At 69.5% G+C, this 23,092-nt stretch carries 24 protein-coding genes; 13 read left to right on the top strand and 11 right to left on the bottom strand.

The features are described from left to right. The coding region (locus tag ABZ386_RS41360; protein WP_355721098.1) for an adenosylhomocysteinase at positions 1 to 198 on the top strand (198 nt) is incomplete at its 5' end. Between the two features lie 17 nt (positions 199 to 215). After that, entirely contained in the window at positions 216 to 896 is a 681-nt protein-coding gene (locus ABZ386_RS41355; RefSeq protein WP_355721095.1) for a maleylpyruvate isomerase family mycothiol-dependent enzyme, read from the top strand. An 11-nt stretch (positions 897 to 907) separates the two neighbouring features. Here ABZ386_RS41355 and ABZ386_RS41350 read toward each other — a convergent pair whose 3' ends face one another. After that, on the bottom strand, positions 908 to 1,648 hold the full coding sequence (locus ABZ386_RS41350; RefSeq protein ID WP_355721092.1) for a PIG-L deacetylase family protein: 741 nt from the start codon (positions 1,646 to 1,648) through the stop codon (positions 908 to 910). Positions 1,649 to 1,786: 138 nt separating this feature from the next. On the opposite strand from ABZ386_RS41350, the gene asnB reads away from it, so the two are divergent. The 6 genes from asnB to ABZ386_RS41320 all read left to right on the top strand — a co-directional run bounded on the left by asnB (position 1,787) and on the right by ABZ386_RS41320 (position 9,030). Beyond that, a complete protein-coding gene (asnB, locus tag ABZ386_RS41345; RefSeq protein WP_355721089.1) occupies positions 1,787 to 3,562 on the top strand; it encodes an asparagine synthase (glutamine-hydrolyzing) in 1,776 nt (591 codons plus the stop codon). After that, on the top strand, positions 3,559 to 4,518 hold the full coding sequence (locus ABZ386_RS41340) for a PrpF domain-containing protein (RefSeq protein ID WP_355721086.1): 960 nt from the start codon (positions 3,559 to 3,561) through the stop codon (positions 4,516 to 4,518). The genes asnB and ABZ386_RS41340 overlap by 4 nt, the downstream gene beginning before the upstream one ends. Before the next feature lie 139 nt (positions 4,519 to 4,657). Next, entirely contained in the window at positions 4,658 to 5,395 is a 738-nt protein-coding gene (locus tag ABZ386_RS41335; RefSeq protein ID WP_355721104.1) for an SDR family oxidoreductase, read from the top strand. Between the two features lie 48 nt (positions 5,396 to 5,443). Beyond that, positions 5,444 to 7,024, top strand: a complete 1,581-nt coding sequence (locus tag ABZ386_RS41330; RefSeq protein ID WP_355721083.1) for a class I tRNA ligase family protein — start codon at positions 5,444 to 5,446, stop codon at positions 7,022 to 7,024. Between the two features lie 111 nt (positions 7,025 to 7,135). Next, a complete protein-coding gene (gene mshA, locus ABZ386_RS41325; protein WP_355721101.1) occupies positions 7,136 to 8,437 on the top strand; it encodes a D-inositol-3-phosphate glycosyltransferase in 1,302 nt (433 codons plus the stop codon). 371 nt (positions 8,438 to 8,808) lie between these two features. Then, positions 8,809 to 9,030 carry a hypothetical protein gene (locus tag ABZ386_RS41320; RefSeq protein WP_355721080.1) on the top strand — a complete coding sequence of 74 codons (222 nt, stop codon included), beginning with the start codon at positions 8,809 to 8,811 and terminating at the stop codon, positions 9,028 to 9,030. Between the two features lie 85 nt (positions 9,031 to 9,115). Here the strand turns inward: ABZ386_RS41320 and ABZ386_RS41315 are convergent, their stop codons facing one another. The 6 genes from ABZ386_RS41315 to ABZ386_RS41290 form a co-directional block, all read right to left on the bottom strand. Next, positions 9,116 to 9,544 carry a Fur family transcriptional regulator gene (locus tag ABZ386_RS41315; RefSeq protein ID WP_355721077.1) on the bottom strand — a complete coding sequence of 143 codons (429 nt, stop codon included), beginning with the start codon at positions 9,542 to 9,544 and terminating at the stop codon, positions 9,116 to 9,118. Positions 9,545 to 9,650: 106 nt separating this feature from the next. Further along, positions 9,651 to 10,598 carry a helix-turn-helix transcriptional regulator gene (locus ABZ386_RS41310; RefSeq protein WP_356502412.1) on the bottom strand — a complete coding sequence of 316 codons (948 nt, stop codon included), beginning with the start codon at positions 10,596 to 10,598 and terminating at the stop codon, positions 9,651 to 9,653. A gap of 209 nt (positions 10,599 to 10,807) precedes the next feature. After that, complete coding sequence (locus ABZ386_RS41305) at positions 10,808 to 11,668, bottom strand: class I SAM-dependent methyltransferase (RefSeq protein ID WP_355721071.1); 861 nt, start codon at positions 11,666 to 11,668, stop codon at positions 10,808 to 10,810. A 190-nt stretch (positions 11,669 to 11,858) separates the two neighbouring features. Further along, positions 11,859 to 12,335 carry a GNAT family N-acetyltransferase gene (locus ABZ386_RS41300; RefSeq protein WP_355721068.1) on the bottom strand — a complete coding sequence of 159 codons (477 nt, stop codon included), beginning with the start codon at positions 12,333 to 12,335 and terminating at the stop codon, positions 11,859 to 11,861. A gap of 99 nt (positions 12,336 to 12,434) precedes the next feature. Further along, positions 12,435 to 13,370: a M56 family metallopeptidase gene (locus tag ABZ386_RS41295; RefSeq protein WP_355721065.1), complete on the bottom strand. Its 936-nt coding sequence runs from the start codon at positions 13,368 to 13,370 to the stop codon at positions 12,435 to 12,437. 47 nt (positions 13,371 to 13,417) lie between these two features. Further along, positions 13,418 to 13,810: a BlaI/MecI/CopY family transcriptional regulator gene (locus ABZ386_RS41290; RefSeq protein WP_355721062.1), complete on the bottom strand. Its 393-nt coding sequence runs from the start codon at positions 13,808 to 13,810 to the stop codon at positions 13,418 to 13,420. A 114-nt stretch (positions 13,811 to 13,924) separates the two neighbouring features. Here ABZ386_RS41290 and ABZ386_RS41285 point away from each other — a divergent pair, with 114 nt between their 5' ends. After that, positions 13,925 to 14,098 carry a hypothetical protein gene (locus tag ABZ386_RS41285; protein WP_356502409.1) on the top strand — a complete coding sequence of 58 codons (174 nt, stop codon included), beginning with the start codon at positions 13,925 to 13,927 and terminating at the stop codon, positions 14,096 to 14,098. 49 nt (positions 14,099 to 14,147) lie between these two features. Here the strand turns inward: ABZ386_RS41285 and ABZ386_RS41280 are convergent, their stop codons facing one another. The 3 genes from ABZ386_RS41280 to ABZ386_RS41270 all read right to left on the bottom strand — a co-directional run bounded on the left by ABZ386_RS41280 (position 14,148) and on the right by ABZ386_RS41270 (position 17,099). Next, positions 14,148 to 14,429 (bottom strand): metal-sensitive transcriptional regulator, encoded by a 282-nt coding sequence (locus tag ABZ386_RS41280; protein ID WP_020275595.1) that lies wholly within the window; start codon positions 14,427 to 14,429, stop codon positions 14,148 to 14,150. 30 nt (positions 14,430 to 14,459) lie between these two features. Beyond that, positions 14,460 to 16,733 carry a heavy metal translocating P-type ATPase gene (locus ABZ386_RS41275; protein ID WP_355723893.1) on the bottom strand — a complete coding sequence of 758 codons (2,274 nt, stop codon included), beginning with the start codon at positions 16,731 to 16,733 and terminating at the stop codon, positions 14,460 to 14,462. Between the two features lie 93 nt (positions 16,734 to 16,826). After that, complete coding sequence (locus ABZ386_RS41270; RefSeq protein WP_355723895.1) at positions 16,827 to 17,099, bottom strand: heavy-metal-associated domain-containing protein; 273 nt, start codon at positions 17,097 to 17,099, stop codon at positions 16,827 to 16,829. A gap of 173 nt (positions 17,100 to 17,272) precedes the next feature. Between ABZ386_RS41270 and ABZ386_RS41265 the strand changes: the two genes are divergently transcribed. Together ABZ386_RS41265 and ABZ386_RS41260 are read left to right on the top strand one after the other, a co-directional pair. Further along, entirely contained in the window at positions 17,273 to 18,262 is a 990-nt protein-coding gene (locus tag ABZ386_RS41265; RefSeq protein ID WP_355723898.1) for a hypothetical protein, read from the top strand. A 134-nt stretch (positions 18,263 to 18,396) separates the two neighbouring features. Continuing rightward, a complete protein-coding gene (locus ABZ386_RS41260) occupies positions 18,397 to 19,251 on the top strand; it encodes a class I SAM-dependent methyltransferase (RefSeq protein WP_355723901.1) in 855 nt (284 codons plus the stop codon). A 45-nt stretch (positions 19,252 to 19,296) separates the two neighbouring features. Here ABZ386_RS41260 and ABZ386_RS41255 read toward each other — a convergent pair whose 3' ends face one another. Further along, on the bottom strand, positions 19,297 to 19,944 hold the full coding sequence (locus ABZ386_RS41255) for a TetR/AcrR family transcriptional regulator (RefSeq protein ID WP_355723904.1): 648 nt from the start codon (positions 19,942 to 19,944) through the stop codon (positions 19,297 to 19,299). A 187-nt stretch (positions 19,945 to 20,131) separates the two neighbouring features. Here ABZ386_RS41255 and ABZ386_RS41250 point away from each other — a divergent pair, with 187 nt between their 5' ends. Then, positions 20,132 to 21,625 (top strand): DHA2 family efflux MFS transporter permease subunit, encoded by a 1,494-nt coding sequence (locus ABZ386_RS41250; protein ID WP_355723907.1) that lies wholly within the window; start codon positions 20,132 to 20,134, stop codon positions 21,623 to 21,625. Beyond that, positions 21,622 to 23,058: an MFS transporter gene (locus ABZ386_RS41245; protein WP_355723910.1), complete on the top strand. Its 1,437-nt coding sequence runs from the start codon at positions 21,622 to 21,624 to the stop codon at positions 23,056 to 23,058. The genes ABZ386_RS41250 and ABZ386_RS41245 overlap by 4 nt, the downstream gene beginning before the upstream one ends. Positions 23,059 to 23,092 lie beyond the last annotated feature (34 nt).

The following is a 23,092-nucleotide window of genomic DNA, read 5'->3' as shown; positions in this document are numbered from 1 at the left end:
GCCCAGATCGAGCTGTTCACCAAGCCCGACGAGTACCCGACCGGCGTCTACGTGCTGCCCAAGCACCTCGACGAGAAGGTCGCCCGCCTCCACCTGGACGCGCTCGGCGTGAAGCTGACGACGCTGCGCCCCGAGCAGGCCGAGTACATCGGCGTGCAGGTCGAGGGCCCTTACAAGCCGGACCACTATCGCTACTGAGCAGGCGGTGAAAACAGATGTCCGAGTACGCCGATTACGAGGAGTCCGAGCGGGACCCGGAGCTGCCCGGTCGCTTGCTCCGCACCGAGCGCGACGCCCTCATGCCCCTGCTCCGCGCCTCTGACAAGGAACGGTTCGAACTGCGTACGGCCTGCCCCGGCTGGACCGTGCGTCAACTCCTCGCGCACTGCGGTGCCGCACTGGTCCGTATCGTCGAGGGCCGCCTCGAAGAAGGCGTGTTCCTGCCGGAGTCGAACACCGCCGACGTCGCGGAGCGCGAGGACTGGCCGCTGGGTCGCGTCCTCGACGAGTTGGAGCGAGGCTTCACCGAGGCGGGAGACGTCATCGCCGGTCACAAGGACGGTCTGCTGGACGCGGTCGCGCTGGGGGAGTGGGTGCACGCCGGCGACGTACGTGAGGCGTTTGGCGAGCCGGGAGCGTACGGTGGCAAGAGCACCGAGTACGCGCTGCCGCTTCTCGAAGTGACCAGCCGCAGACGGAAGACCCCTCGCCTGCACGCATTCTTGAGCTGCAGCACGCCGCCGCTGGTCCTCGGTAACGAGACCGAGGGTCGCCCGGTCGCGCAGTTCTGGGGCGACGTGCCGACACTGATCCGCATCTACACGGGCCGCCCGCTCGTCGGGACGCGCTACGACCTGTATGGGGCGACGGAGTCCGAGTTGTGCATCTACCGGTGAACCCCGTCAGCTCATTCCGTTTTCACGATCTGGAAGGCCTCGGCGAGGCGGCCTGGCGGCAGGCCGCCCGCCCTGGCGTGTTCGGTGAGCCAGTCGCGCAGCAGGCTGGCCAGGTCGTCGAAGTGGGCGGTCTGTGAGGTGTGGATGCGCAGGGCGTCGACCTTCCGGTCGAAGACGGCCGTGACGTCGACGTACTGGTTGGGCCTCGGCCCGGTCATGAGCCACAGTTCGGGGACGATCCAGGGTTCCAGGCCCTCGTCCTTGAGAAGTTCGGGGTGCGCGAACGGGTTGCGCGCTTCGGGGTAGACCGCCCGCAGAGCGGCGTCACCGACGGCACGGTGGTCGGGGTGCAGGTCCGCGACCCGCGCCCAGTTGATCTCCGGGCTGGGGATGATCGTGCGCGTGGGCCGCACTTGGCGGATCACGCGGCACAGGTCGCGGCGCAGTTCGACGCTCGGCTCGACGAAGCTGTCGGGGTAGCCGAGGAAGCGAACATCGTGCACTCCGCTGAGCTTGGCCGAGTGAACCTGTTCCGCGCGGCGCAGATCCGCCATCGCCTGGCGCGGGAGTCGCTCGTCATACCCTCCCGCGTCGCCGTCCGTGACGATGCAGTACGTCGCGCGGGTTCCGCGCGCGATCCACTGCATCACTGTGCCGCTCACGCAGAACTCGATGTCGTCCGGGTGCGCGGCCACCACGAGCAGGGTCTCGGGTGCGCTGCGGTCGGGGGAGTCGGCCTTGAACTCGTCCATGAGGCAAGCCTGTTCACCGGGTGGCGGGGCGACAAGGCGTTGCCCGTGGCGTGTCTGCGACATGGCACTTACGTGCCAGCCAAAGAATTGGTAGATTCAAAACATTGGTGGATACAAGACCCCCCGGAGGCGACCGGCATGTGCAGGATCTTCGGCTCCTTCGCCGCGGCGGCCACAGGCCCCGAGCTGGCCACGGTGTCGGCCCGGCAGCGCCACGGCGGCCCCGACGAGCGCGGTGTACTCGCCGGATGTGGCTGGTCGCTCGGCTGCGACCGGCTCGCCATCACCGATCCGACGGGCGGCTCCCAGCCCTTCCGGCTGCCCACCGCACCAGGCGTCACCGCCGTACTCAACGGCGAGATCTACAACCACCGTGAGCTTCGCCGGCACCTGACCGCGCGCGGTCACCACTTCCCCGACGCCTGCGACGGCAGCCTCCTGCCCGCGCTGTACGCCGAATACGGCCCGGCCTTCGCGAACCACCTGGACGGCATGTTCGCGATCGCCGTCCTCGACCTGCGAGGGCCACTGCCCCAACTCATACTCGCCGTCGACGAGATGGGCATGAAGCCCCTCCACTACCACCAGGGACCCGATGGCGCGGTGCGGTTCGCCTCCGAGATCCCGGCGCTGCTCGCCTTCGACGGGGTGCCGGCCGATCCGCGCGAGGAGACCCTCGACACCGTACTGGCCACCAAGACCCCCTTCGGCACCGAAACCGCCCTGCGCGGTATCCGCAACCTGCCACCCGGTGCCACCGCCGTGGCCCGCGGCACCGAAGGCCTGCGCGTCCTGCGCCGTCCCCCACGAGAGGCCGCACCGGCATCGGCCACCGGAGTGCTGGACACGCTGCGCCGTGAGGTGCACCGGCTGGCCGATGCCGATGCCCCGATCTGCGCCATCACGAGCGGCGGCCTCGACTCCGGGCTCGTGACCGCCCTCGCTGCCGAGCACACCCGGCCGCTGCACACCTTCCATCTCGGCTATCGCGGCCGCTGGCCTGACGCCGAACATACCCACGCCAAGGCCGTGGCCAGGCGTGCCCGCACCGTCCACCACCAGGTGGACGTCGACCCCGCCGAGTTCGCCTCCCTGCTCACCCGGACCATCCGGCACCTGGGCCAGCCCAACGCCGACCCCATCACACTGAGCACCTACGCGCTCTTCCGGGCCGTGCGTGGAGCAGGCTTCACCGTGGCCCTCACCGGCGACGGCGCCGACGAACTCTTCGGCGGATACGATCGGGTGCGCGCCGCCCTGGGCGCGCCCGAGGGCACCGACTGGGCCGCGGCGTACGTCGACGCACTCGGCGCCGCCCCGCGCCTGATGCGCGAGTGGCTCTACACCCCCGACTACCGGGCTTTCATCGCCGAGCACGGCTCGGCCGCCGACCGGATCACGGCCGAGCTGCGTGCCTCTCGTGCCGACCGCGTCAGCACCCTCACCGGCTTCGAGACGCGCTGGAGGCTGCCGGCCTACCATCTGCGCCGCGTCGACCACCTCAGCATGGCCTGGGCGGTGGAAGCCAGGATGCCGTTCTGTCAGTCGGCCGTCACGGCGGTGGCTCGTGGCCTGCCTGCCGAGCAGCGACACGGCAAACGCGCGCTGTACGAAGCAGGGCGCGGCTTGTTGCCGCAGGCCGTGCTGAACAGGCCCAAGCAGCCCTTCACCTTGCCCCTCGCCGCCATGCTCGTGCCCGGAGGCCCACTGTTCGAGCCAGTGCGTGAACTGCTCACGCCGTCCCGGCTGATGCGGACCGGGCAGCTTCGGCCGGAGCGGGTGCAGGCGTTGCTGGCCCGGCACGCGGAACGCCCCTCGCACCAGGACGCCCTCACCTTGTGGGCACTGGCGGTGCACGAGCTGTGGACCGAAGTCGTCCAGGGACTGCGGGTCTCCGTCGGCTGGGCGGCGTGATCGGCGACATCGTCCACGCCGAAGGCGCGCCCGGGCCGACACTCGTGCTGCACAGGGACCGGCTCCCCGCCGGTGCCCTGGCGTCGTGCGCGGAACTCACCGTCGTACGGCGGTGGCTGGAACGTACAGGGCGCGGCCACATCCGCAAGCTGGCTCTGATCGGGACATCCGCTGATCCGTCGTACGACCTGGACTACCGCTTCGTGCAGTGCCTGCCGGACGGCTTCGACTTTCGGACCGGGTGCGGCCACTCGTTGCTCGCGGCCGTCGTCGGCACCGGACGGCCCGGGGCGGTGCGGGTGCGGGCGGTGACCACCGGTGACACGGTGGTGTGCGTGCCGGAGCCGCACGGGACGTACACGGTACGGCTGGAGCGAGTCGCCGCGACCGCGGACCTGCTGCCCACCGGCCGCCCCGCCGACCGGCTCTGCGCGCTCCCGGTGTCGATCGTCCGGTACGGCAACCCGTACGTCTTCGTCGACGCCCGCGACCTCGGGCTGGACTCGGATCACGCACTCTTCACAGCAGGGCCGGCCGTGCTCGGGCGGCTGCTCGCTGTGCGGGCGGCGGCGGCCCGGCTGCTAGGAATGCCGCCGCACAGCGCGCTCCCCAAGGTCGCCGCGGTGGGCTCGTACCGCCCTGGGCGGCTGTCGGCCCGTGCGGTGACGGTCCCTGCCTGGCATCCGGCCCTGGCGCTGACGGGGAGCGTGTGTCTGGCGGCGGCGACCGCCGTTCCGGGGACGCTGCCCTCGCGTCTGGCCCACGACAGCAACGCGGCGTACGAGGCGTACTCTCGCGCGGCTCGCTCCTTGCGTCTCGACACCCCCTCCGGCCCGATCCACGTCTCCACCGAGGCAACGGCCCAGCGGCTTCAGCATGTCGCCGTCCACCACAAGCGTGCCCGGGTGCTCGAACGCGCCGTGCCTCTTCCCTGGCGTATCCGCGTCACGGCGTGAACGCGCACCTGCTCAGGGGCTGGATGTGGGGCACCTCTCTGCCACCCTGGTGATCGGTCAGCAATTCCCGCCAGGCATTCCCGCCAGGACAAGGGGATTCTTCTCTGCTGCGTCCCGACCGGGGGGAGCGATCTCCAGGATGAAATTCGAGAATCTGCGTGTCGTGGTGACCGGGGCGTCCCGGTATTTCGGGCGTGCGATCGCCATTGGGTTCGCGCACCTGGGTGCCGAGGTATTCGTCTCGGCCCGCACGGTCGAGGCCGCGGAACACACCCGTACCGAAGTGCTGGGCGAGGCGAGGAACCGTATTCACGCGTTCGGCTGCGATCTGAGCCGGCCCGCCGAGATCAGGGACTTCGCCCGGCAGGTCGGTGAGCACACGGACCGCGTGGACCTGCTCGTCAACAACGGAGCCCGCTGGCTGGACGGCTTCGAACTGGAGGGCGCCTCGGACGACTCCATCGTCGAGACCATCGAGTCCACGGCAGGCGGCACGGTGCTCATGGTCAAGCACTTCCTACCGCTGCTGCGGGCCTCCCAGCGCCCCGACATCGTCAACATGGTCGCTGTCTGCAGCCTCGGTGGAGCGGCCGATTCTCCAGCGCACGAGGCTTTTTACGCCGCCAAGGGCGCTCAGGCCGGGTTCGCCGACATTCTCGCGCGTCGACTCCACCCTTCCGGCGTGCGCGTCTTCTCCCTTTATCCGCCCGACTTCTCCACCTCTGATCCGCGCTCCGCGGAATGGGAGGGCATCGGCAGGGATGCTCAGTATCCCGACGAGAAGCTCACGACCCAGGCCCTCTTCGAATGCATCGTCTACGCGGTCGAGCAGCCACGTGACTGCTTCATCCGCTCGTTCCACTTCGAGCCCCGCTGAGTACCCGTCGCCCAGCAGCGCTCACCTGACCGCCAAGGAGCCTCGTCCATGAGCACCCCACTCTGGATCACCGCAACCCCACCCGACAGCGACAGCGAGCTGCACATCGGGCACCTCGCCGGCCCGTACGTCGCCGCCGACGTGCTCAGCCGCCATCTGCGCGCCGACGGGCAGTCCGTGCTCTTCACCACCGGCACCGCCGATCACGCCGACTCGGTCGAGGTACGGGCGCTGCGCGGTGGACGCAAGCCCGAGGAGGTCGCGGAGGGCTTCCGTACCGCGATCACCGCCGACTGGCTGCGCTCCGGCGTCGAGTTCGACCACATCGTCCAGCCCCGTCGTGACCGTGGCTACCAGCGCTGGCTCCAGGACCTGTTCCTGGACCTGTACGCACAGGACGTCATCGCCCCCCGCACCCGGTTGCTGCCGTACTGCGAACCCTGTGACCGCTGGCTGTACGGCGCCCATGTCACCGGCGCCTGTCCGCACTGCGGCACGCGCGGGGACGGCGGCCTGTGCCACACCTGTGCCAGGCCGAACGACGGCGACCTCATCGACCCGGTGTGCTCCCTGTGCGGCTCGCCGGGGCGGCCGCGCCGCTGCCGTCGCCTCTACCTTCCCCTGGAACCGCTGCGCGAACTGCTCGCCGACTACTGGGGCTCCGCCGGGCTGCCGCCGCGCCTGGCCGTGCTGTGCGAGAGCCTCATCGAGGACGGCCTGCCGGACGTGGCCGTCGGCCATCCGGGGGACTGGGGTGTTCCGATCCCGGTAGACGGCTTCTCCGGGCACCGCATCGACGCCTGCTTCGAAGCCGCCGCGATGCACCTGTTCGGCTATGGCTACGACAAGAAGCCCCTGCCCGAACGCACCATCCACTTCTGCGGGTTCGGGCACTCCTTCTGTCACGTCGTCCTGCTGCCCGCGATCCTCGTGGCCCGCGGCGTCAAACTGCCGCAGGAGATCTACGTCAACGAGACCTACCGCATCGACGTCGAGGACGCGAGGGGGCCAGACGGCAAGCCCATGGTGTGGGCTCTCGACTTACTCACCGAGTTCGGTTCCGACACGCTGCGCCGTCACGTCCTTCAGGCCAGGCCGCTCGGCCGCCGCACCGACTTCCGCCGCGACGAGCTCGACCGCACCCGGCAGATGCTGGACGGCACCTGGAACAGCTGGCTCACCCGGTTGTTCGCCGCGGTACGCGAGGAATGCGCGGGGCGGGTGCCCGACGCGGAGCCGGGGGGCGACGGGTGGGAGGCACTGAGGCGTCGCCTGCACCGGGCCGCGGAGGATGTGCGCGAAGCGTACGGCCCCGAGGCCTTCGATCCTCGCCGCGCGGTCGCAATCCTGGATGAAGTGGTGCGCTGTGCCACGGACTTCGGCTACGTCAACGTTTTCGAACGGCGCCGTCCGAGCGGAACCGGACGTTATCTGGCACCGCTGATGGCTCAGTTGGCAGTGGCCTCGGCGCTGACGTCCTGGGCGTGGCCCGTCATGCCCGAAGGTGCAGGGCGGCTGGCGCAAGCCCTCAGGCAGTCACCCGGAGGGCCGGTGGTGCCGGAAGCGCTTGTCCCACCGGCTCCGGGTACGCGGCTGGCTCCGCCGTCCGGACCCGTCTTCGGCTTCTGATCACCCGGCAAGCCGTTGTGCCCACCCACTCCGCCCGACGGAGCGGGTGGGCACAACGGCTTACCGGGCATCCCAGCTGAAGGAGCTCCCCTCGTGTCTCTGCGCGTCGCCATGCTCAGCGTCCACACCTCGCCGCTCCACCAGCCCGGCACGGGCGATGCGGGCGGCATGAACGTCTACATGGTCGAACTCTCCCGGGCCCTGGCCGAACAGGGCACCCAAGTCGACCTGTTCACCCGCTGCCGGGGCGAGGGGCATCCACCCCGCGTCGAGCTCGTTCCAGGCGTCCAGGTACGGCATCTGCACGCGGGTCCGTGCCATGCCCTGCCCAAGGAAGCCATGCCCGGGCTGGTGCTGGAGTTCGCCCTCGCCCTGCTGAAGGCAGGTGCCGGCAACCCGTACGACCTCGTGCACTCGCACTACTGGCTGTCGGGCCAGGCTGGCAGCCTTGCCGCCGACCAGTGGCAGGTCCCGCTGGTTCACACGATGCACACGATGGCGCGCGTCAAGAACGCCTCCCTCGCGCCCGGCGACAAGCCCGAGCCGGAACTGCGCATCCACGGAGAGAGCAGACTCGTCGCCACCGCTGACCGGCTCATCGCCAACACACCCGAGGAAGCGATCGCGCTGCAGAACCTCTATGGAGCGGCACCGCACCGCACCGATGTCGTGATGCCCGGAGTCGACACCCGGACGTTCCACCCCGCCGACGGCAGGAGAGCGGCGCGCGCCCGACTGGGCCTGCCACAGGAGGCGTTCGTCCCGCTCTTCGCCGGCCGTATCCAACCGCTCAAAGGACCTGACGTCCTGGTCCGCGCCATAGCGGAACTACTCCGGGAGGCACCGGACCTGCGCCGAAGGCTGCTCGCGCCCGTGGTCGGGGGTCTCAGCGGCTCGGGCACGAGGGTGCCCGGCGAACTGCATGAGCTGTGCGGGCGGCTCGGCCTGCTGGACGTGGTTCGTTTTGAACGGGCAGTGCCGCAAGGGGAGCTGGCGGACTGGTACCGGGCGGCCGATGTCCTGGTGATGCCCTCGCGCAGCGAATCCTTCGGCCTGGTCGCCCTGGAGGCGCAGGCCTGCGGCACGCCGGTGCTGGCCGCGGCCGTTGGCGGACTGCCGACGGCGGTGCGGGAGGGAGAATCCGGACTGCTGGTAGGCGGACACGAGCCGGGCGACTACGCGCGCAGGTTGCTGTGGTTCGCACGGCATGCAGCGACGGCGGAGGCCATGGGGGTGGCGGCCGAACGGCACGCTCAGGCAATGAGCTGGTGCGCCGCGGCTCAACGGACACTTCAGGTGTACGAGCGTGCGCTGGAGAACAGGGGCGTGAGGGTGGGGCAGAGGCGGCGGCACGCCCCTGCCCCGGCGGCCACTCCCTCCTGGAGGAATAGAAGGACCGCAGTGCCAGCCTAGCGTTCCTTTGGTGTGACCAAAAGTATGGTTCGCTCCAAATAAGGTTCTGCGACCGGATTCTGGCCGGATTCCTTCTGATTGGCCGAAGTGAATCCCTGTGGATAATTCAACTCGCTACTAACCTCGCACGGGGATGTCATATCTGCGCCATGACATATCCACGACTTGTGGAATCGTGGATTCCCGCTCGTGGGCGGGTGATGATGGAAATGTCTTCGACGGAAGCCCGGCGGCACGGGCCTCGAAGGCGGAAATGTCCATTCGCATCCTGGAGGAAAATAGTGTCCGCAACTGTGCGCGCCACCGGGTTCCGTATCGCTCGCCAGTTCACCCTCGCTGTGACTCTCTGCGCGGCCGTCGCGGGAGGCGCTGTGGCGACCGCCATGCCGGTCGACAACTCCGTCTCGCGACAGGTGGTGGCCGGCAGCGCGGACAACAACTGGCCGGCGGTCCCGGCGACTACGCAGGACAACAACTGGCCGACGACTCCGACGACCCCGCAGGACAACAACTGGCCGACGACCCCGCAGGACAACAACTGGCCGACGACCCCGCAGGACAACAACTGGCCGAGCAATTCCTCTGCCCTGTAGCGGAGCCCACAAAGGGCCCCGGTGAGCCGTGCGCAGCGGCTCACCGGGGCCCCTCTTTCGGCCAGCCATGCTGCCCGATGGCTTCTCAGGCGGCTCGGCAGTCGGGGCACAGGCCCTTGAAGACGACATCGGCGTCATTCACCTGCCAGCCCTTCAGGCCTTTTCGGGGAGGGGTCGGTGCCTCGTGAACTACATTCTCCACGCGTCCACATTTGACGCACAGTGCATGCTGGTGTGGTGGGCTGGCGAGTTCGAAGACGGCCGGCCACCCGGGGCGCTCGAATTTCGTCACCAAGCCGGTGTCCAGAAAATGCCGCAGCATCTCGTAAACGGCCTGCGATGTCAGCGTTCCCAGGCGCTCTCGGGCCGCGGCGGTCAATTCCTCCACGTCGAGATGGCCGCCGACCGTCAACACCTGGAGCACTTCCAAGCGGGGGCTGGTCACGCGCAGACCGACATCGCGGAGCTGCTGGATCGCCGCTTCGCGCTCGTTCGCCACTGCCTCGCGTGTCATCTCTCCGCCGCCTGGTGAGACCAAAAGTTTGAATGAATCGTACCTCTTGTCCCCACCGGACTACAGAGAGCCGACAGCCTGCTCCGGGGGCAACCGCTTTCGGCAGTCAGTCGAGCCAGCCCAGTCGGGTGGCGCGCACTCCTGCTTCAAAACGGCTGGACGCGCCCAGCTCCTGCATCAACTCGGAGATCATCCTGCTGACGGTGCGCAGGGAGACGCCGAGGCTGCGGGCGACCTTCTCGTCCTTCATGCCCGAGGCGAGCATGCGCAGGGCCGCTCGCTGCTGTTCTGTGAGTCCGTCGCCCCCTCGCGCGGGCTGAACCTGCTCGCCGTACGGGGTCGCGGTGTGCCAGCAGTGCTCGAACAGAGTCAGGTAAGACCGTACGAGGGCAGGACCGCGGGCCAGGATGGCCCCCGCTGAGCCGTCCTCGGGATCTGCCGGGAGCAGGGCGAACTGCTCATCGGCGATGATCATGTTCATAGGTACGACAGGGGAGAGGCGTACTTCGACTCCTAACTTGGCCTTCATCCTCAGGTGCTCGGCGTCTTCGGGAACCGATGTAAGGCGCTGATTGAAGATGGAACGAACCTGAACGCCGTTCTCGATCTGGCGCCGGTCGCGGTCCAGTGCTCGCTCGGGGATCTCCCTGCCGCGCGCGATGGGATGCATCGAGGCGAGGCGGTGCTGCACGGTGTCCGTGATGTCCTCAAGCACCTGCTGGATGCGGCGGTAGTCGCTGATGATCTCGATCTCTACGCCGGCTGCCTGGGCCAGGGTCTCGGTGCGCAGGAAGTTGCCGGCCAGGGTCTGCAGAGTGTGATGGGCCTGGTCGGCCTGATCGAGGTGGTTGCGCAGCCGGGTGCGCTCCCGTTCCAGGAGCCTGATCAAAGCGATCTCGGGTGCTATGACGGTGACCGAGTCGCTTTCCGCCTCCGACGCCTTGCCCGCGTCCAGCTCCAGGCGGTTGTCGTGGAGTCGCCCCGTCGGGACTACCAGGCCGAGGCCGAGCAGCTCGTTGCGACATCGATTACGTTCGTCGCTCGATAAGTCCATCTCGGATGCGACTTCTCGGAAGCTGGACGCCCCTCGTGCCCGCAGTCTCCGGTAGAGGGCGAGAGCCAGATCAGTGGATTGAGTTCCCGTTCTGCCACTGCCGTAGACCACTGCGAAGCGCCCCCTCGTGATTCTTCGAAATGCCCCGATCACACCTTGTCACACGAGGTGTTCGGGAACTCCGAGTCATCTTAGTATTGTGACGGGCGTCACTTGGTGGGGTGGCATACCAGGAGGACGCTGTGAGTCCGCTCGTCGAGCCACTGCTGCCGCTGGTCGGCGATGCGCAGGCCGGCGGCCCGCAGTTCTCGCAGTAGGTCTCCCTGGTTCACGATCCACTTGTCGGTGGTCGCGATCGACCGGCGGACCCGGGTCTTCTCCGAGCGCTCGATGAAGTAGGTGATTTGCTCGCTCATGGTGGCGAGGTCGAAGACCTGACGGGCCACGACCCACTCGGTGACCCCGTCGAACCGCGGCACCTGGAACGCCCAGGTGCGGTGGGGGTGGTCGGCGATACCCGCAGCGTCATGGGCCGTGTAGTCCAAGGCGAGCGCGCCGTCCCCGCCCAGATGGGTGGCGATCTCCCGAAGTACCCCGGGGCGGGCGTCCGGGGGGATCGCCGCGATCATCGCACCTGCCAGCAGGGTGAGTTGGTAGCGGCGGCGCAGGCGCAGACGGGCGAGATCGGCGTGGGTGGTGGTGATCCGGCCGCGTACCTGTGGGCCGATGCGATCGGCCCAGGCGCGCAGTCTCTCCAGGCTCGGGGCGTCCCGGTCCACCGCCTCGACAGTGAAGCCATGGCGGGCGAACGGGACGGTGAGCCGTCCGGCGCCCGAGCCCAGGTCGAGCACGGGACCGCCGGTGGCCCTGGCCAACGTCAGATATTCCACGATGTCGACGCTGAAAGGCCCCAGCAGGGCGTCGTGCAGCCACAGCTGGTCCTCGGCGTACGGGGCGAGGGACTCAAGGCCGGGAAGCCAGGCGCGCAGGGCGGGGGAGGCGGTGGTGATTCGGGACGGCGGGACCGGGCCGAGCGCGGGCGTCACCGGTGTGCCGGTCTGTGTGTACATCGCTCCTCCAGGGTGCTCGACCGGTCCTGCCGTCCGGGCGGGCCCCGTGCCGCCGGGACCGCGCCGCGCCACCATCGTGTCCGGAAGCCTTTGCCCTGGGCCAGCCTCGCCGGATGCGCGTTCACGCCAACGCGCATCTACGCCAAGGACGTCGGATTCGTGAGCGATGCATACGTCGAATTCGCGATTCTCAAATTGCCCGGCTCAATCGCCGTCCCGCGCCTTTGAAGCCATGAGCCGTGTAGAAAGGCAGTGAGGGGTCGGCCTCTGATGGCAGGCTGACCGACTGACGCCGGGCGTCGTGCCTTCGCATGCGCTCGGTGAGAACGGACAACAGTGCACTGCCGATACCGTCACGGCGGCGGTTCGGTGCGGTGCACAGCGTGTACAACTCCCCCTCACCCGGCGCGGGTACGCCTCCTGCGGCTGCGCCGACGATCTGTCCGTCGGCTTCGGTAGCCACCAGCCAGCCCAACCAGCTCGGCGCGCCACCAGGAATTCCTATTTCCGCGCTGATGCGGGGGAGTGAGCAGTTCGCGCTCACCAGGCGTTCGACGGCGTCCTTTTCGAGAGTTTCGGCATAGCTCTCGCGTATCGCGGCGGCGAGCAGCTGGGATACGGCTGCCGCATCGGCGGAGGCGGCGTGTCGCACTTCAACCGCGTGCATCAGGTCTGCACCTTCCCCGGGGTTGTCTCTCGCGCCCTGCGCCCAACGGTAGCGGTGAATTAGGTGGGCGAGCCGGGGAAAGCGCATCTACGTATTCGATTAGTTAATCGTGATACCCGGAACGGAACAGCAGGCCAGGACGAGCGGAGTCAGGGCCGCCGCCGCGCTGAGTGCCACGAACACCGTCCGCAGGGTCGGAGAGTATGTGTCCTGCGGTAGGAGGATGCGGCGCATGCGCAGCACCGCCGACGGTCCGCCCGCCGCGAAGGCCATGCGGGGCGTCTGACCGGATGCCACCGCGTACAGGGCGGTGGCGAGCGCGTCCCGCGAACACCGGCGCAACGCCCGGTCGTCGGCTGCCATCTCGAGCAACAGCGCTACCTCGGTGCGGACGAGCCGGGCCAAGGGCAGTCCACGGAAAAGGGCACCGAAGGCCCCGGCTGCGGCCACCAGCAGATGGTGGCGGCCGGCGATGTGCGCCCGCTCGTGTTCCAGCACCGCTGTCACCTGCTGTCCGGTCAGGACCTCAAGGGCTCCCGAACTGACCACGACTTGGGACGCACGACCCGGCAGGCAGTACACGGCCGGGGTGTCATGCTCCAGCACTGTGGCACGCAACTCCGGTCGCCTGCTGCCGACGAGGCGCAGCAGTTCGGCGTGCCGCAGCCGCAGGCGTCTCGCGCTCAGGAGTTCACGTGCGAAGGCGACGACGAAGGCGGCGGGCACGGCGGCTGCCGCGATCAGGGCCGCCCACACGCGGGTGTCCACGCCTGCCGTTCCGTTCGGGAGGAGGGGTCCGCAATCCGCGCCGCCGGAGACGATGCAGGCCTCGGTGAAGCGGGACAAGCGGTGGCTGCTTGCTGTCGGAAGCGGTAGTTGCAGGGCCGTCAGGGACACGGAAGCGATGAGGGACAGCCCGAGCAGGGTCCACACCGTGAGAGCCAGCCGGGGCGTCCGGTGCGCCCAGTGGCTGCGGGCGAGCGCCCTCGGCAGCAGCACCCCGACCACCAGGGCGACGGTCAGGGGTGGCAGCACATGATGACCGCGAACGAGTAACCCGCCTGCGTAACCGAGGAGTTCGGTCACGAGGGTGCTCCGGGTTCCTCGGCGCTGCCGGGAGCGCGGCCCATCGCGCGCAGTGCGGCAGCCAGCGCGGACACGTCCTCCGGCGACATGTGCTCCACGAATCGCTGAAGCGCGGCCTGGCGGTCCTCGGTGTTGCCGAGCGCGTCCTGCATGAGGGCGGCGGTGTATTCCTCACGGCTGCGCACGGGTTCGTAAAGCCAGGCGCGCCCGGTCTTCTCGCGGCGGAGCAGGCCCTTGCGGTGGAGGATGTCCGCGACCGTCATCACCGTCGTGTAGGCGACGGGACGTATGTGATTGATGTCGTTGACGATCTCCCGAACCGTGGCGGGCTGGCCCCAGCGCCAGAGCCGGTCCATGATTTCGGCTTCCAGGTCACCCAGCCGTCGCACCCTTCCCCCCTCTTCTTCCCCGTCACCGAGGTGCCTCACATCGTATGGCACCCCTCGTCTCCGGATGATGGTCACACAGGCGTCACGCATACGGGTAGGGGGTATGTTGCCCTCATGTTCTCACTCAGCAGGGAAATCGCCGTCGGAGCCCCGAAAAGCCCGTGTGGGAAGGTCTGCGGAACCGACCTGGGCGGAGCCGAGTTGGTGCTGCTGCGTCAGGTGCTCGGCCTGTGTCTGCGCCTCAGCCTCAAGCTGAGCGCCGGCTGCCCCGCGGGCAAAGGGGCCTGAGCAGTTCCGGGCCCGGGCGGTGGAACCGCCCGGGCCCGGAACTTAGAGGTCATGCCCGTACGAGCCGGGCGATTGCCTTGGACGCCTCGTTGACCTTCGTTCTGGCCTGCTCGCCGCCCTCCACGATGGCCTCCGTGACGCAGCAGTTGAGGTGCTCGTCCAACAGGGCCAGCGCGCAGGACTGGAGCGCGGCGTTGGTGGCGGCGACCTGGGTCAGGACGTCGATGCAGTAGGTCTCCTCCTCGACCATGCGCTGCAAGCCCCTCACCTGGCCCTCGATCCGGCGGAGCCGTCGGAGAATGACGTCCCGGTGGGTCTGCTCTCCGGCCACGGCGGCCTCCTTCCGTCCTGGTCGGCCGTTTCAGTGGTCGGCGGGCTGGAAGCCGCGCAGCCGCAGGCTGTTGCCGACCACGAAGACCGAGGAGAAGGCCATGGCCGCTCCGGCGATCATCGGGTTGAGCAGGCCGGCGGCGGCGAGCGGCAGCGCGGCGACGTTGTAGGCGAAGGCCCAGAAGAGGTTGGACTTGATGGTGCCCAGCGTCTTGCGGGACAGGCGGATGGCGTCCGCCGCGGCCCTCAGGTCGCCCCGCACGAGCGTCAGGTCTCCCGCCTCGATCGCGGCGTCCGTACCCGTTCCCATCGCCAGGCCCAGGTCGGCCTGAGCCAGCGCGGCCGCGTCGTTGACACCGTCGCCGACCATCGCGACCGAACGACCCTCGTCCTGGAGGCGCTTGACGACATCGACCTTGTCCTGCGGCATGACCTCGGCGATCACGTGCTCGGGCGCGATGCCCACCTCTGCGGCGACCGCCTCGGCGACCGCCTTGTTGTCACCCGTCAGCAGGATGGGGGTGAGGCCGAGCCCGCGCAGCCGCTCGATGGCCTCCGGGCTGGTCTCCTTGACGGCATCGGCAACCTCCAGGACCGCGCGGGCCTCGCCGTCCCAGGCGACCGCGATGGCGGTACGCCCGGCGGCCTCGGCCTCGGTCTTGGCGCGCTGCAGCTTCTCCGGCAGGGACATGGCCCATTCGGCGAGCAGCATCTCGCGTCCGACGAGGACCGCGTGGCCTTCGACGATGCCCTGGACGCCGAGGCCGGCGATGTTGGCGAAGTCCTCCGGGGCGGGGAGCGTGCCGACGCGGGCGGCGGCGCCGGAGGCGACGGCCTGGGCGATGGGGTGCTCGGAGGAGTGCTCCAGGGCGCCGGCGAGGCGCAGGACTTCCTCCTCGTCGGTGCCGTCGGTGGTGTGCACGGCGAGCAGGGTCATCTTGCCGGTGGTGACGGTGCCGGTCTTGTCCAGGACGATGGTGTCGACCTTGCGCGTCGTCTCCAGGACTTCGGGGCCCTTGATGAGGATGCCGAGCTGGGCGCCGCGCCCGGTGCCGACCATGAGGGCGGTCGGGGTGGCCAGGCCCAGGGCGCACGGGCAGGCGATGATCAGGACGGCGACCGCGGCGGTGAAGGCGGCGGTCAGTCCGGCGCCGTTGCCGAGCCAGAAGCCGAGGGTGCCGAGCGCCAGGGCGATCACGACGGGGACGAAGACCGCGGAGATCTTGTCGGCGAGCCGCTGTGCGGCGGCCTTGCCGTTCTGCGCGTCCTCCACCAGCTTGGCCATGCGGGCGAGCTGGGTGTCGGCGCCGACGCGGGTGGCCTCGACGAGCAGGCGGCCGCCGGCGTTCAGCGTGGCACCGGTGACGGCGTCTCCGGTGCCGACCTCTACGGGTACGGACTCGCCGGTGAGCATGGAGGCGTCCACGGCGGACGACCCCTCGACGACCACACCGTCGGTGGCGATCTTCTCGCCGGGCCGCACCAGGAACCGGTCGCCGACCTTCAGCTCGCCGACAGCAATGAGCTCTTCCCGGCCGCCACGGACCACCGTGACTTCCTTGGCGCCGAGCTCCAGCAGGGCCTTCAGCGCCGCTCCCGCCTTCCGCTTGGAGCGCGCCTCGAAGTAGCGGCCGGCCAGGATGAAGGCGGTGACGCCGGCCGCGGCCTCCAGGTAGATGTTCCCGGCGCCGTCGGTGCGGGCGATGGTGAGCTCGAAGGGGTGGGTCATGCCCGGCGTGCCGGCCGTGCCGAAGAACAGCGCCCAAAGGGACCACAGGAACGCCGCCGAGGTACCGACGGAGATCAGCGTGTCCATCGTGGCGGCACCGTGCTTGGCGTTCGTCCAGGCGGCCTTGTGGAAGGGCCAGGCGGCGTACGTCACCACGGGCGCCGCCAGCGTGAGCGAGAGCCACTGCCAGTACTCGAACTGCAGCGCCGGGACCATGGCCATCGCGATCACCGGGACGGCGAGCGCCACGGCGGCGGTCAGCCGCTGGCGCAGCGGCCGCAGCTCGTCGCTCTCCTCCTGGGCCGGGCCCTCACCGGACGCGGAGTCGTCGGAGCGGGCGGTCTCGGGCCGGGGCTCCCGCGCGGTGTAGCCGGTGGCCTCGACCGTCGCGATCAGGTCCGAGACGGTCACGTCCTCCCGGAAGGTGACCTTCGCCTTCTCGGTAGCGTAGTTGACGGTGGCCTCGACGCCGTCGAGGCGGTTGAGCTTCTTCTCGATCCGGGCGGCGCACGAGGCGCAGGTCATGCCGCCGATGGCGAGTTCGACCTCGGCGGCGCCGGGCGTGGTGGTGGTCATGTCTGCTCCTCGGAGCTCACGAACGCGAAGTGCGAAAGAAGACAGGGAGGACGGGGACCGCCAAGGTTTCGCGGCCCCCGCCCGGTTCGTTGGTCAGGCGGCCACGCGGCCGGCGAAGTTGTAACCGGCCTCGTCGACGGTCTTCGCGATCAGCGCGTCGAGCGCCTCGTCGGGCTCGGCCGCGGTCGTCACCGTGACCAGGCCGGTGCCGATCTCGACCTCGACCGCGGTGACCTCGTCCAGACCGCCCACCGCCTTGGCGACGACGCCCTGGCAGTGGGCACTGCCGACGCCGTCGACCTTGTAGGTGGTCTTGGACTCCGCCGGGGTGTGGCAGCTTCCGTCGGTGGTGCAGCAGTTCGACACGGATCCTCCGCACGTAGTGGTTCATACCCCTAGGGGGTATCTGCGACGGCTCTATGTATACCCCCCACCCGTATTGAATGGCAAGTCTCGATCCGACTTGACTTGGTACCCCCTGGGGGTATGTTGAGGATGTCGGCCGCACGCAGGAGCGGTCAGGAGAAGAGGAGTTGTCGATGAACACCGGACTGCGGATCACCGTCTTCGCCACCGCGCTCGCCGCGACGTTCGGCGCCGCCTACGGCGTGGGCGGCGCAGTCAGCCCGATCTCACCCGAGCCGAAGAGCGCCACGCACAGTGGTTCCGAAGGCCACGCGGCCGCCGGGCACAAGGGAAAAACGGCCGGGCATCACGAAGCGAATGGCGGCGGTCGCGAAACGGAACCGCCAGGCGGCCTCGAGATCTCCAGGAGCGGCTACACGCTCGACCTGAAGACCCCGCGTGTCGAGGCCGGCAAGAAGACCGACCTGCGCTTCGCCGTCGTTCAGGACGGGACCGGGCGCAAGGTCACCGCGTACCAGCGCGAGCACGGCAAGGATCTGCACCTGATCGTCGCCTCACGTGACCTGACCGTCTACCGCCACCTGCACCCCACCCGGGCCGCGGACGGCACCTGGTCGACGCCCGTGAAGCTGCCCGAGGCCGGCGGATACCGCGTCTTCGCCGACTTTAAACCGAAGGGCGGCAAAGCGCTCACCCTCGGCGCCGACCTCGCCGCGTCCGGGCCGTACGAGCCCGGCGAGCTGCCCGAACACAACACCACGGCGAAGGTCGACGGTTACGAGGTGAGGCTGCGGGGCGCGCTGACCCCCGGCAAGGCCGGCGAACTCACGCTGACGGTGGCAAAGGACGGCAAGCCGGTCCGCAACCTCCAGCCCTACCTGGGCGCTTACGGCCACCTTGTCGCCCTGCGCTCCGGCGACCTCGCCTACCTGCACGTCCACCCCAACGGCGAGCCCGGCGACGGCAAGACCAAGCCCGGCCCGGAGGTCTCGTTCACGGCGACGGCGCCGAGCGCCGGCGCCTACCGCCTGTTCCTGGACTTCCAGCACGAGGGCAAGGTCCGTACCGCGGCCTTCACAGTGCATGCGGGCGGCGCGGCGGACGAGGCCGAGCAGCCCTCGCAGGCCAGGCCTGCCGAGGAAGAGGCCGGACACGCACACTGAGTCGCGAGGCCCGCACCTGGCTCCGAGGTGCGGGCCGCAGCCGATGCGGCGGCCGAACCGAGCGGGGGCACTTCGCTCATTCCGGCGAGGGTGTTGCGCTACGAAGTGACGCAATCGTCACTGGAGGGTAAGCCGTGCACGCGATCGCCGACCGTCAGCAGGCAGAGGCATGGAACGACTGGGAGGGCATCCTCTGGGCCGAACATCCCGAGCGTTACAACGGGATGATGGGCTCGTTCAACGCACCCCTGTTCGCCGCCGCGGACATCGCGGCCCAGGAGTGGGTCCTCGACGACGGCTGCGGCACCGGCCAGACGACGCGCCTTGCGGCGCAACGGGCGTACGACGGAAACGTCGTGGGAATTGACCTGTCCGCGCTGATGCTGGAACGTGCCCGCCGTGACGCTGCCGCGGAAGGTCTCGACAACGTCACCTTCGAGCAGGGCGACGCGCAGGTGCATCCGTTCCCCGACCGCGGGTTCGATGTCCTCATCAGCAGGGGCGGTGTCATGTTCTTCGCCGACCAGGTCGCAGCCTTCACTCATCTCAGGCACCCGCTCGTGCCGGCCGGCCGCCTCGCGTTCCTCGGCCCGCAGCCCACGGGCCCGGACAGCGCCTACGCCCGCCCGACCGGCGCACTCTCGCCCTTCCTGCGCGAGGCATCCCCCGCTTCCAGGGGCATGGGCTCGCTCCTCGACCCGGCGCGCATCCGCCAAGTGCTCTCCGCCAGTGGATTCACCGACATCGAGGTGAATCCAGTCGAGGCGCCCATGGTCCTTGGCGCCAGTGCGGGAGAGGCCGCCGACTTCGTCTTCTCCATGGGCCCGACGCGCTACAACCTGCGCGAAGTCGACCCGGCAACCATCACCCGTATCCGTGCCGAAGTGCACGACGCATTCACGGAGTTCGAGACCGCGGACGGTGTCTGCATCCGCGGGGCGGTCTGGATCGTCACAGCGACGCGTGAGCGTATCTCTTCGAGCAAGTGACGCCATCGCTCCACACGTGATCAGCAACCTGAGCGTGGAGGGCCGCTATGCGTCCCGTGGGCCGTAGTGGTGCAGGAACATGTCGACGCCGCTGGTGATGAGACGGTCCGTCACGTCCTCGTCGATGTGCGTGCCGTAGGAGCTGAAGACCATGTGGGGGAAGACCAGGAGCCCGTAGAACTGGATGATCGCCACTTGCAGGTCGGGGATCGCCAGTCGGCCTTGCTCGGTGAGGGTGCGTAGGGCGCCTGCGACCGCGGGGTGGTGGCTTTCCGTGCCGCGGTGTCTCCAGGCCTCGCCCAGCTCGGGGAAGCGGTGGAGCTCGGCGGCGACGAGGTTACGCAGAGCGGTGACCTTGCGGTTGGTGCGGACGGCATGGACCCAGGTGCGGGCCGCCTCGACAAGGGCGGCCCGCAAGTCCTCGGCATCCGCCAGGCCTTCCAGCGCGGCAGAGGACTCACCGGCGAGCGGCTCGTCGAGCGCGTCCGTAATGACCGCTGTGAACAGGGCTTCCTTGCTGCCGAAGTGGTTGTAGACGGTCACCTTGGACACGCCTGCCTCGGCGGCGATGGTGTCCATGCCCACGCCGAAGCCCTCCCGCAGGAACAGCTCGCGGGCGGCCCGCACGATGGCCTGCCGCTTGAGCTCCGCGCGGGGTCCGCTGGGGGGCCGTTTGCCGCTGTCCACGCTCATGAGCCGACCTTAGCACCCATCTGAACTGTACGGTTGAGTTCACATGAACTGAACAGTATGGTTCAGATGCCCGGTCAACCGGGCCTTGCGCCAGAAAGGGGTTCCCGTGCCTTCCATGACTCGTCCGGCGGCCGCTTCACCGCAGACCGCCGACCCGCCGGCACGGCGATGGCTCACCCTCACCGTCGTGAGCGTCAGCCTGCTTGTCGTCGGGCTCGACACCACCGTACTGAACGTCGCCCTGCCGACACTGGTGGAAGAACTCGGCGCCTCCACCAGCCAGTTGCAGTGGATCGTCGACAGCTACGCGCTGATGTCCGGCAGCCTGGTGCTGTTCTGCGGCAGCCTGGCGGACCGCATCGGCCGCAAATGGATCTTCATGTCCGGCCTGGTGCTGTTCACGGCGGCGTCCGTGGTCGCCGCATACGCCGGATCCGTCACCACGTTGGTGCTCGCGCGCGGAGCCATGGGCATCGGCGAGGCACTGATCATGCCTGCCACGCTCGCCGTCATCGGGAACGTCTTTCCGCGCGGTGCCGAACGCACCAAGGCGATCGGCATCTGGTCGGCGGCGGTCGGCGTCGGCACCGTCATCGGGCCTATGGTCGGCGGCTGGCTGCTGAGCCACTACTGGTGGGGATCGGTGTTCCTGATCAACCTGCCCATAGGCATCGCGGGCCTGATCGCCGCCGCTCTTCTTGTGCCCGACTCCCGTGCGCCCGAGAGCGGGCGGCTGGACCCCGCCGGGGCCTTGCTGTCCGTCGTGGCCGTGGCGAGCGTCCTGTGGGCGGTCATCGAAGGGCCCGACCGGGGTTGGACGAGTTCCGCAGTGCTGGCCGCCTTCGCGGCGGGGGCCCTCTTGGCGGTCGCCTTCCTTGCCTGGCAGCGCCGGGCCGCGTCCCCGATGCTGCCGTTGCGGATTTTCCGGCACCGTGCGCTCGCGGCCGGTGACCTGCTCGTCCTGCTGGGCGCGTTCGCGCTGATCGGCACGCTGTTCGTGGCCGTGCAGCACTTTCAGTTCGTGCTCGGCTACAGCCCCGGGCAGACAGGGCTCCGGCTCGGCCCGGCCGCGCTCGCGCTGCTGGTCGCCGGACCGCTGGCGGGCGTCCTCGCGCCACGTCTGGGGATGCGCATCGTCGCGGCCGTAGGACTCGCCATGCTGAGCGCCTCCTCGGCGGTGCTCGCCACCACGGAAGCGACGGACGGCTACAGCCGGGCTCTTGTGGCCATGCTGCTGTTGGGCTGGGGCGCCGGATTCGTCATCACCGCGACCAGCGACGCCATCGTCGGCTCGCTGCCCGAAACGGACCTCGGGGTCGGCTCGGCCACCAACAGCGCCGCCATCCAGCTCGGCGCGGCGAGCGGAGTCGCCGTCATGGGCAGCCTGCTCTCCGACCGCTACCGCGGTGGGCTCGATGACGTTCCCTCTCCAGTTCCCGAGAGCCTCCTCGACTCCGCCAAGGAGTCCCTGGGTACCGCTCTCGCCCTCGCCGAGCGACTGCCGGGCGAAGCCGGAACCGCCTTCGCCGAGGCCGCCCGCCAGGCCTTCGTCGACGGCATGGGACCGGCGATGTCCGCCGGAGCCGGTGTCACCGCGGCGGGTGTGCTCCTCGCTCTTCTCCTCGCGCCGTTGCGCGGCGCTGACACGACCGGAACCACGCACCAGAAGGACTCGTCATGACCCATTCCGCAGCCGGTGCGCCGCGCACCGCCGAACACGACCACCACCCGCCCGCCGACCCACGCCTCTGGGCAGCCCTCGCCCTGATCTGCCTCGCCCAGTTCATGCTGATCCTCGACGTCACCGTCGTGAACGTCGCCTTGCCCGACATGGCGGCCGACCTCGACCTCGGCCGGGAAGCGCTGACCTGGGTCGTCACCGCCTACACCCTCTGTTTCGGCGGGCTGATGCTGCTCGGCGGCCGACTCGCCGACGCCCTCGGCGCCCGCCGCACCCTGCTCGCCGGCCTCGCCCTCTTCACCGCCGCGTCACTGGTCACCGGTCTGGCCGGGAACGCGCCGATGTTGCTCGGCGGCCGGATCGGCCACGGCGTTGGCGCAGCCCTGCTGTCCCCGGCCGCGCTGTCCATCGTCACCACCACCTTCCACGGCACCGAACGCAACAAGGCACTCGGTGTCTGGGCGGCGATCGGCGGCACCGGCTCCGCGGCCGGCGTACTGCTCGGCGGAGCCCTGACCGACGGGCCCGGCTGGCAGTGGGTGTTCTACATCAACGTCCCCGTCGGGCTGCTCCTGCTGGTCGCCCTGCCCGCCTTCGTCCCGGCCCGTGCTCCGCAACCCGCACGGCTCGACATCCCGGGCGCGCTGCTCGTCACCGCGGGCACCGCCGCCCTGATCTACGGCCTGGTCGAGGCGGGGGACACCGGCTGGGCGGACGCCTCGACCCTGCTGCCGCTGGCCGGTGCGGCGGTCGCGTACGCGGCCTTCGCGGCAGTGGAACGGGCCGGCCGGGCACCGCTGATGGACCTGCGGATGTTCACCCGGCGTCCGGTGCTCGCCGGGGCCTTCCTGATGCTGATCGCCACGGCGTTGCTGATCGCGTTCTTCTTCCTTGGGTCCGTCTACTTGCAGCACATCCGCGGCTTCAGCCCGCTGAGGACCGGGCTGGTGTTCCTCCCTGTCGCCGTGGCCACCGGCATCGGCGCCCACCTCGGCTCCCGGCTCGTCGGCCGGATCGGCAGCCGCCCGACGGCCGTCACCGGTATGGCCGTCGCGGCCGCCGGAACCATCCCGCTGACCCGGCTGTCGGAGACCGGCAGCGCGTACGCCGGGATCCTGCCGGGCTTCGTGATCGCCTCCCTCGGCATCGGCGCGGTATTCGTCACCGCGACGACGACCGCCCTGGCCATGGTGGAGCACCGGGAGGCGGGGCTCGCCTCCGGAGTCGTCAATACCTTCCACGAGGTGGGTGGTTCGATCGGCGTCGCCGTCGTCTCGACCATCGCGGCATCCGGCTTCGAGCAAGGCGCGGTGGGTGGCTTCGCCGACGCGTTCACCGTGTGTGCTGTGGCAGCCGCTGCCGGTGCCGTCGTCGCGCTGGGCCTCGTGCCGCGCGGCAAACCGCAGTCGACGGGCGGCCCGCACGTGCACTGACCAGGATTGACCGCCGACCAGGAGCAACCAGCCC

Source organism: Streptomyces sp. NPDC006140 (assembly GCF_040628815.1).
In the GTDB taxonomy this organism is placed as follows: domain Bacteria; phylum Actinomycetota; class Actinomycetes; order Streptomycetales; family Streptomycetaceae; genus Streptomyces.
The sequence above is the reverse complement of the archived record's forward strand: the minus strand, read 5'-3'. Positions and strand labels throughout refer to the sequence as shown.

Bases quoted from the DNA above. Each gene is read 5' to 3' on its own strand.
- ABZ386_RS41275 (WP_355723893.1), bottom strand. From the start codon at position 16,733: ATGACCACCACCACGCCCGGCGCCGCCGAGGTCGAACTCGCCATCGGC.
- ABZ386_RS41330 (WP_355721083.1), top strand. From the start codon at position 5,444: ATGAGCACCCCACTCTGGATCACCGCAACCCCACCCGACAGCGACAGC.
- asnB (WP_355721089.1), top strand. From the start codon at position 1,787: ATGTGCAGGATCTTCGGCTCCTTCGCCGCGGCGGCCACAGGCCCCGAG.
- ABZ386_RS41255 (WP_355723904.1), bottom strand. From the start codon at position 19,944: ATGAGCGTGGACAGCGGCAAACGGCCCCCCAGCGGACCCCGCGCGGAG.
- ABZ386_RS41335 (WP_355721104.1), top strand. From the start codon at position 4,658: ATGAAATTCGAGAATCTGCGTGTCGTGGTGACCGGGGCGTCCCGGTAT.
- ABZ386_RS41265 (WP_355723898.1), top strand. From the start codon at position 17,273: ATGAACACCGGACTGCGGATCACCGTCTTCGCCACCGCGCTCGCCGCG.
- mshA (WP_355721101.1), top strand. From the start codon at position 7,136: ATGCTCAGCGTCCACACCTCGCCGCTCCACCAGCCCGGCACGGGCGAT.
- ABZ386_RS41300 (WP_355721068.1), bottom strand. From the start codon at position 12,335: ATGCACGCGGTTGAAGTGCGACACGCCGCCTCCGCCGATGCGGCAGCC.
- ABZ386_RS41355 (WP_355721095.1), top strand. From the start codon at position 216: ATGTCCGAGTACGCCGATTACGAGGAGTCCGAGCGGGACCCGGAGCTG.
- ABZ386_RS41305 (WP_355721071.1), bottom strand. From the start codon at position 11,668: ATGTACACACAGACCGGCACACCGGTGACGCCCGCGCTCGGCCCGGTC.
- ABZ386_RS41315 (WP_355721077.1), bottom strand. From the start codon at position 9,544: ATGACACGCGAGGCAGTGGCGAACGAGCGCGAAGCGGCGATCCAGCAG.
- ABZ386_RS41310 (WP_356502412.1), bottom strand. From the start codon at position 10,598: ATGGACTTATCGAGCGACGAACGTAATCGATGTCGCAACGAGCTGCTC.
- ABZ386_RS41245 (WP_355723910.1), top strand. From the start codon at position 21,622: ATGACCCATTCCGCAGCCGGTGCGCCGCGCACCGCCGAACACGACCAC.
- ABZ386_RS41285 (WP_356502409.1), top strand. From the start codon at position 13,925: ATGTTCTCACTCAGCAGGGAAATCGCCGTCGGAGCCCCGAAAAGCCCG.
- ABZ386_RS41350 (WP_355721092.1), bottom strand. From the start codon at position 1,648: ATGGACGAGTTCAAGGCCGACTCCCCCGACCGCAGCGCACCCGAGACC.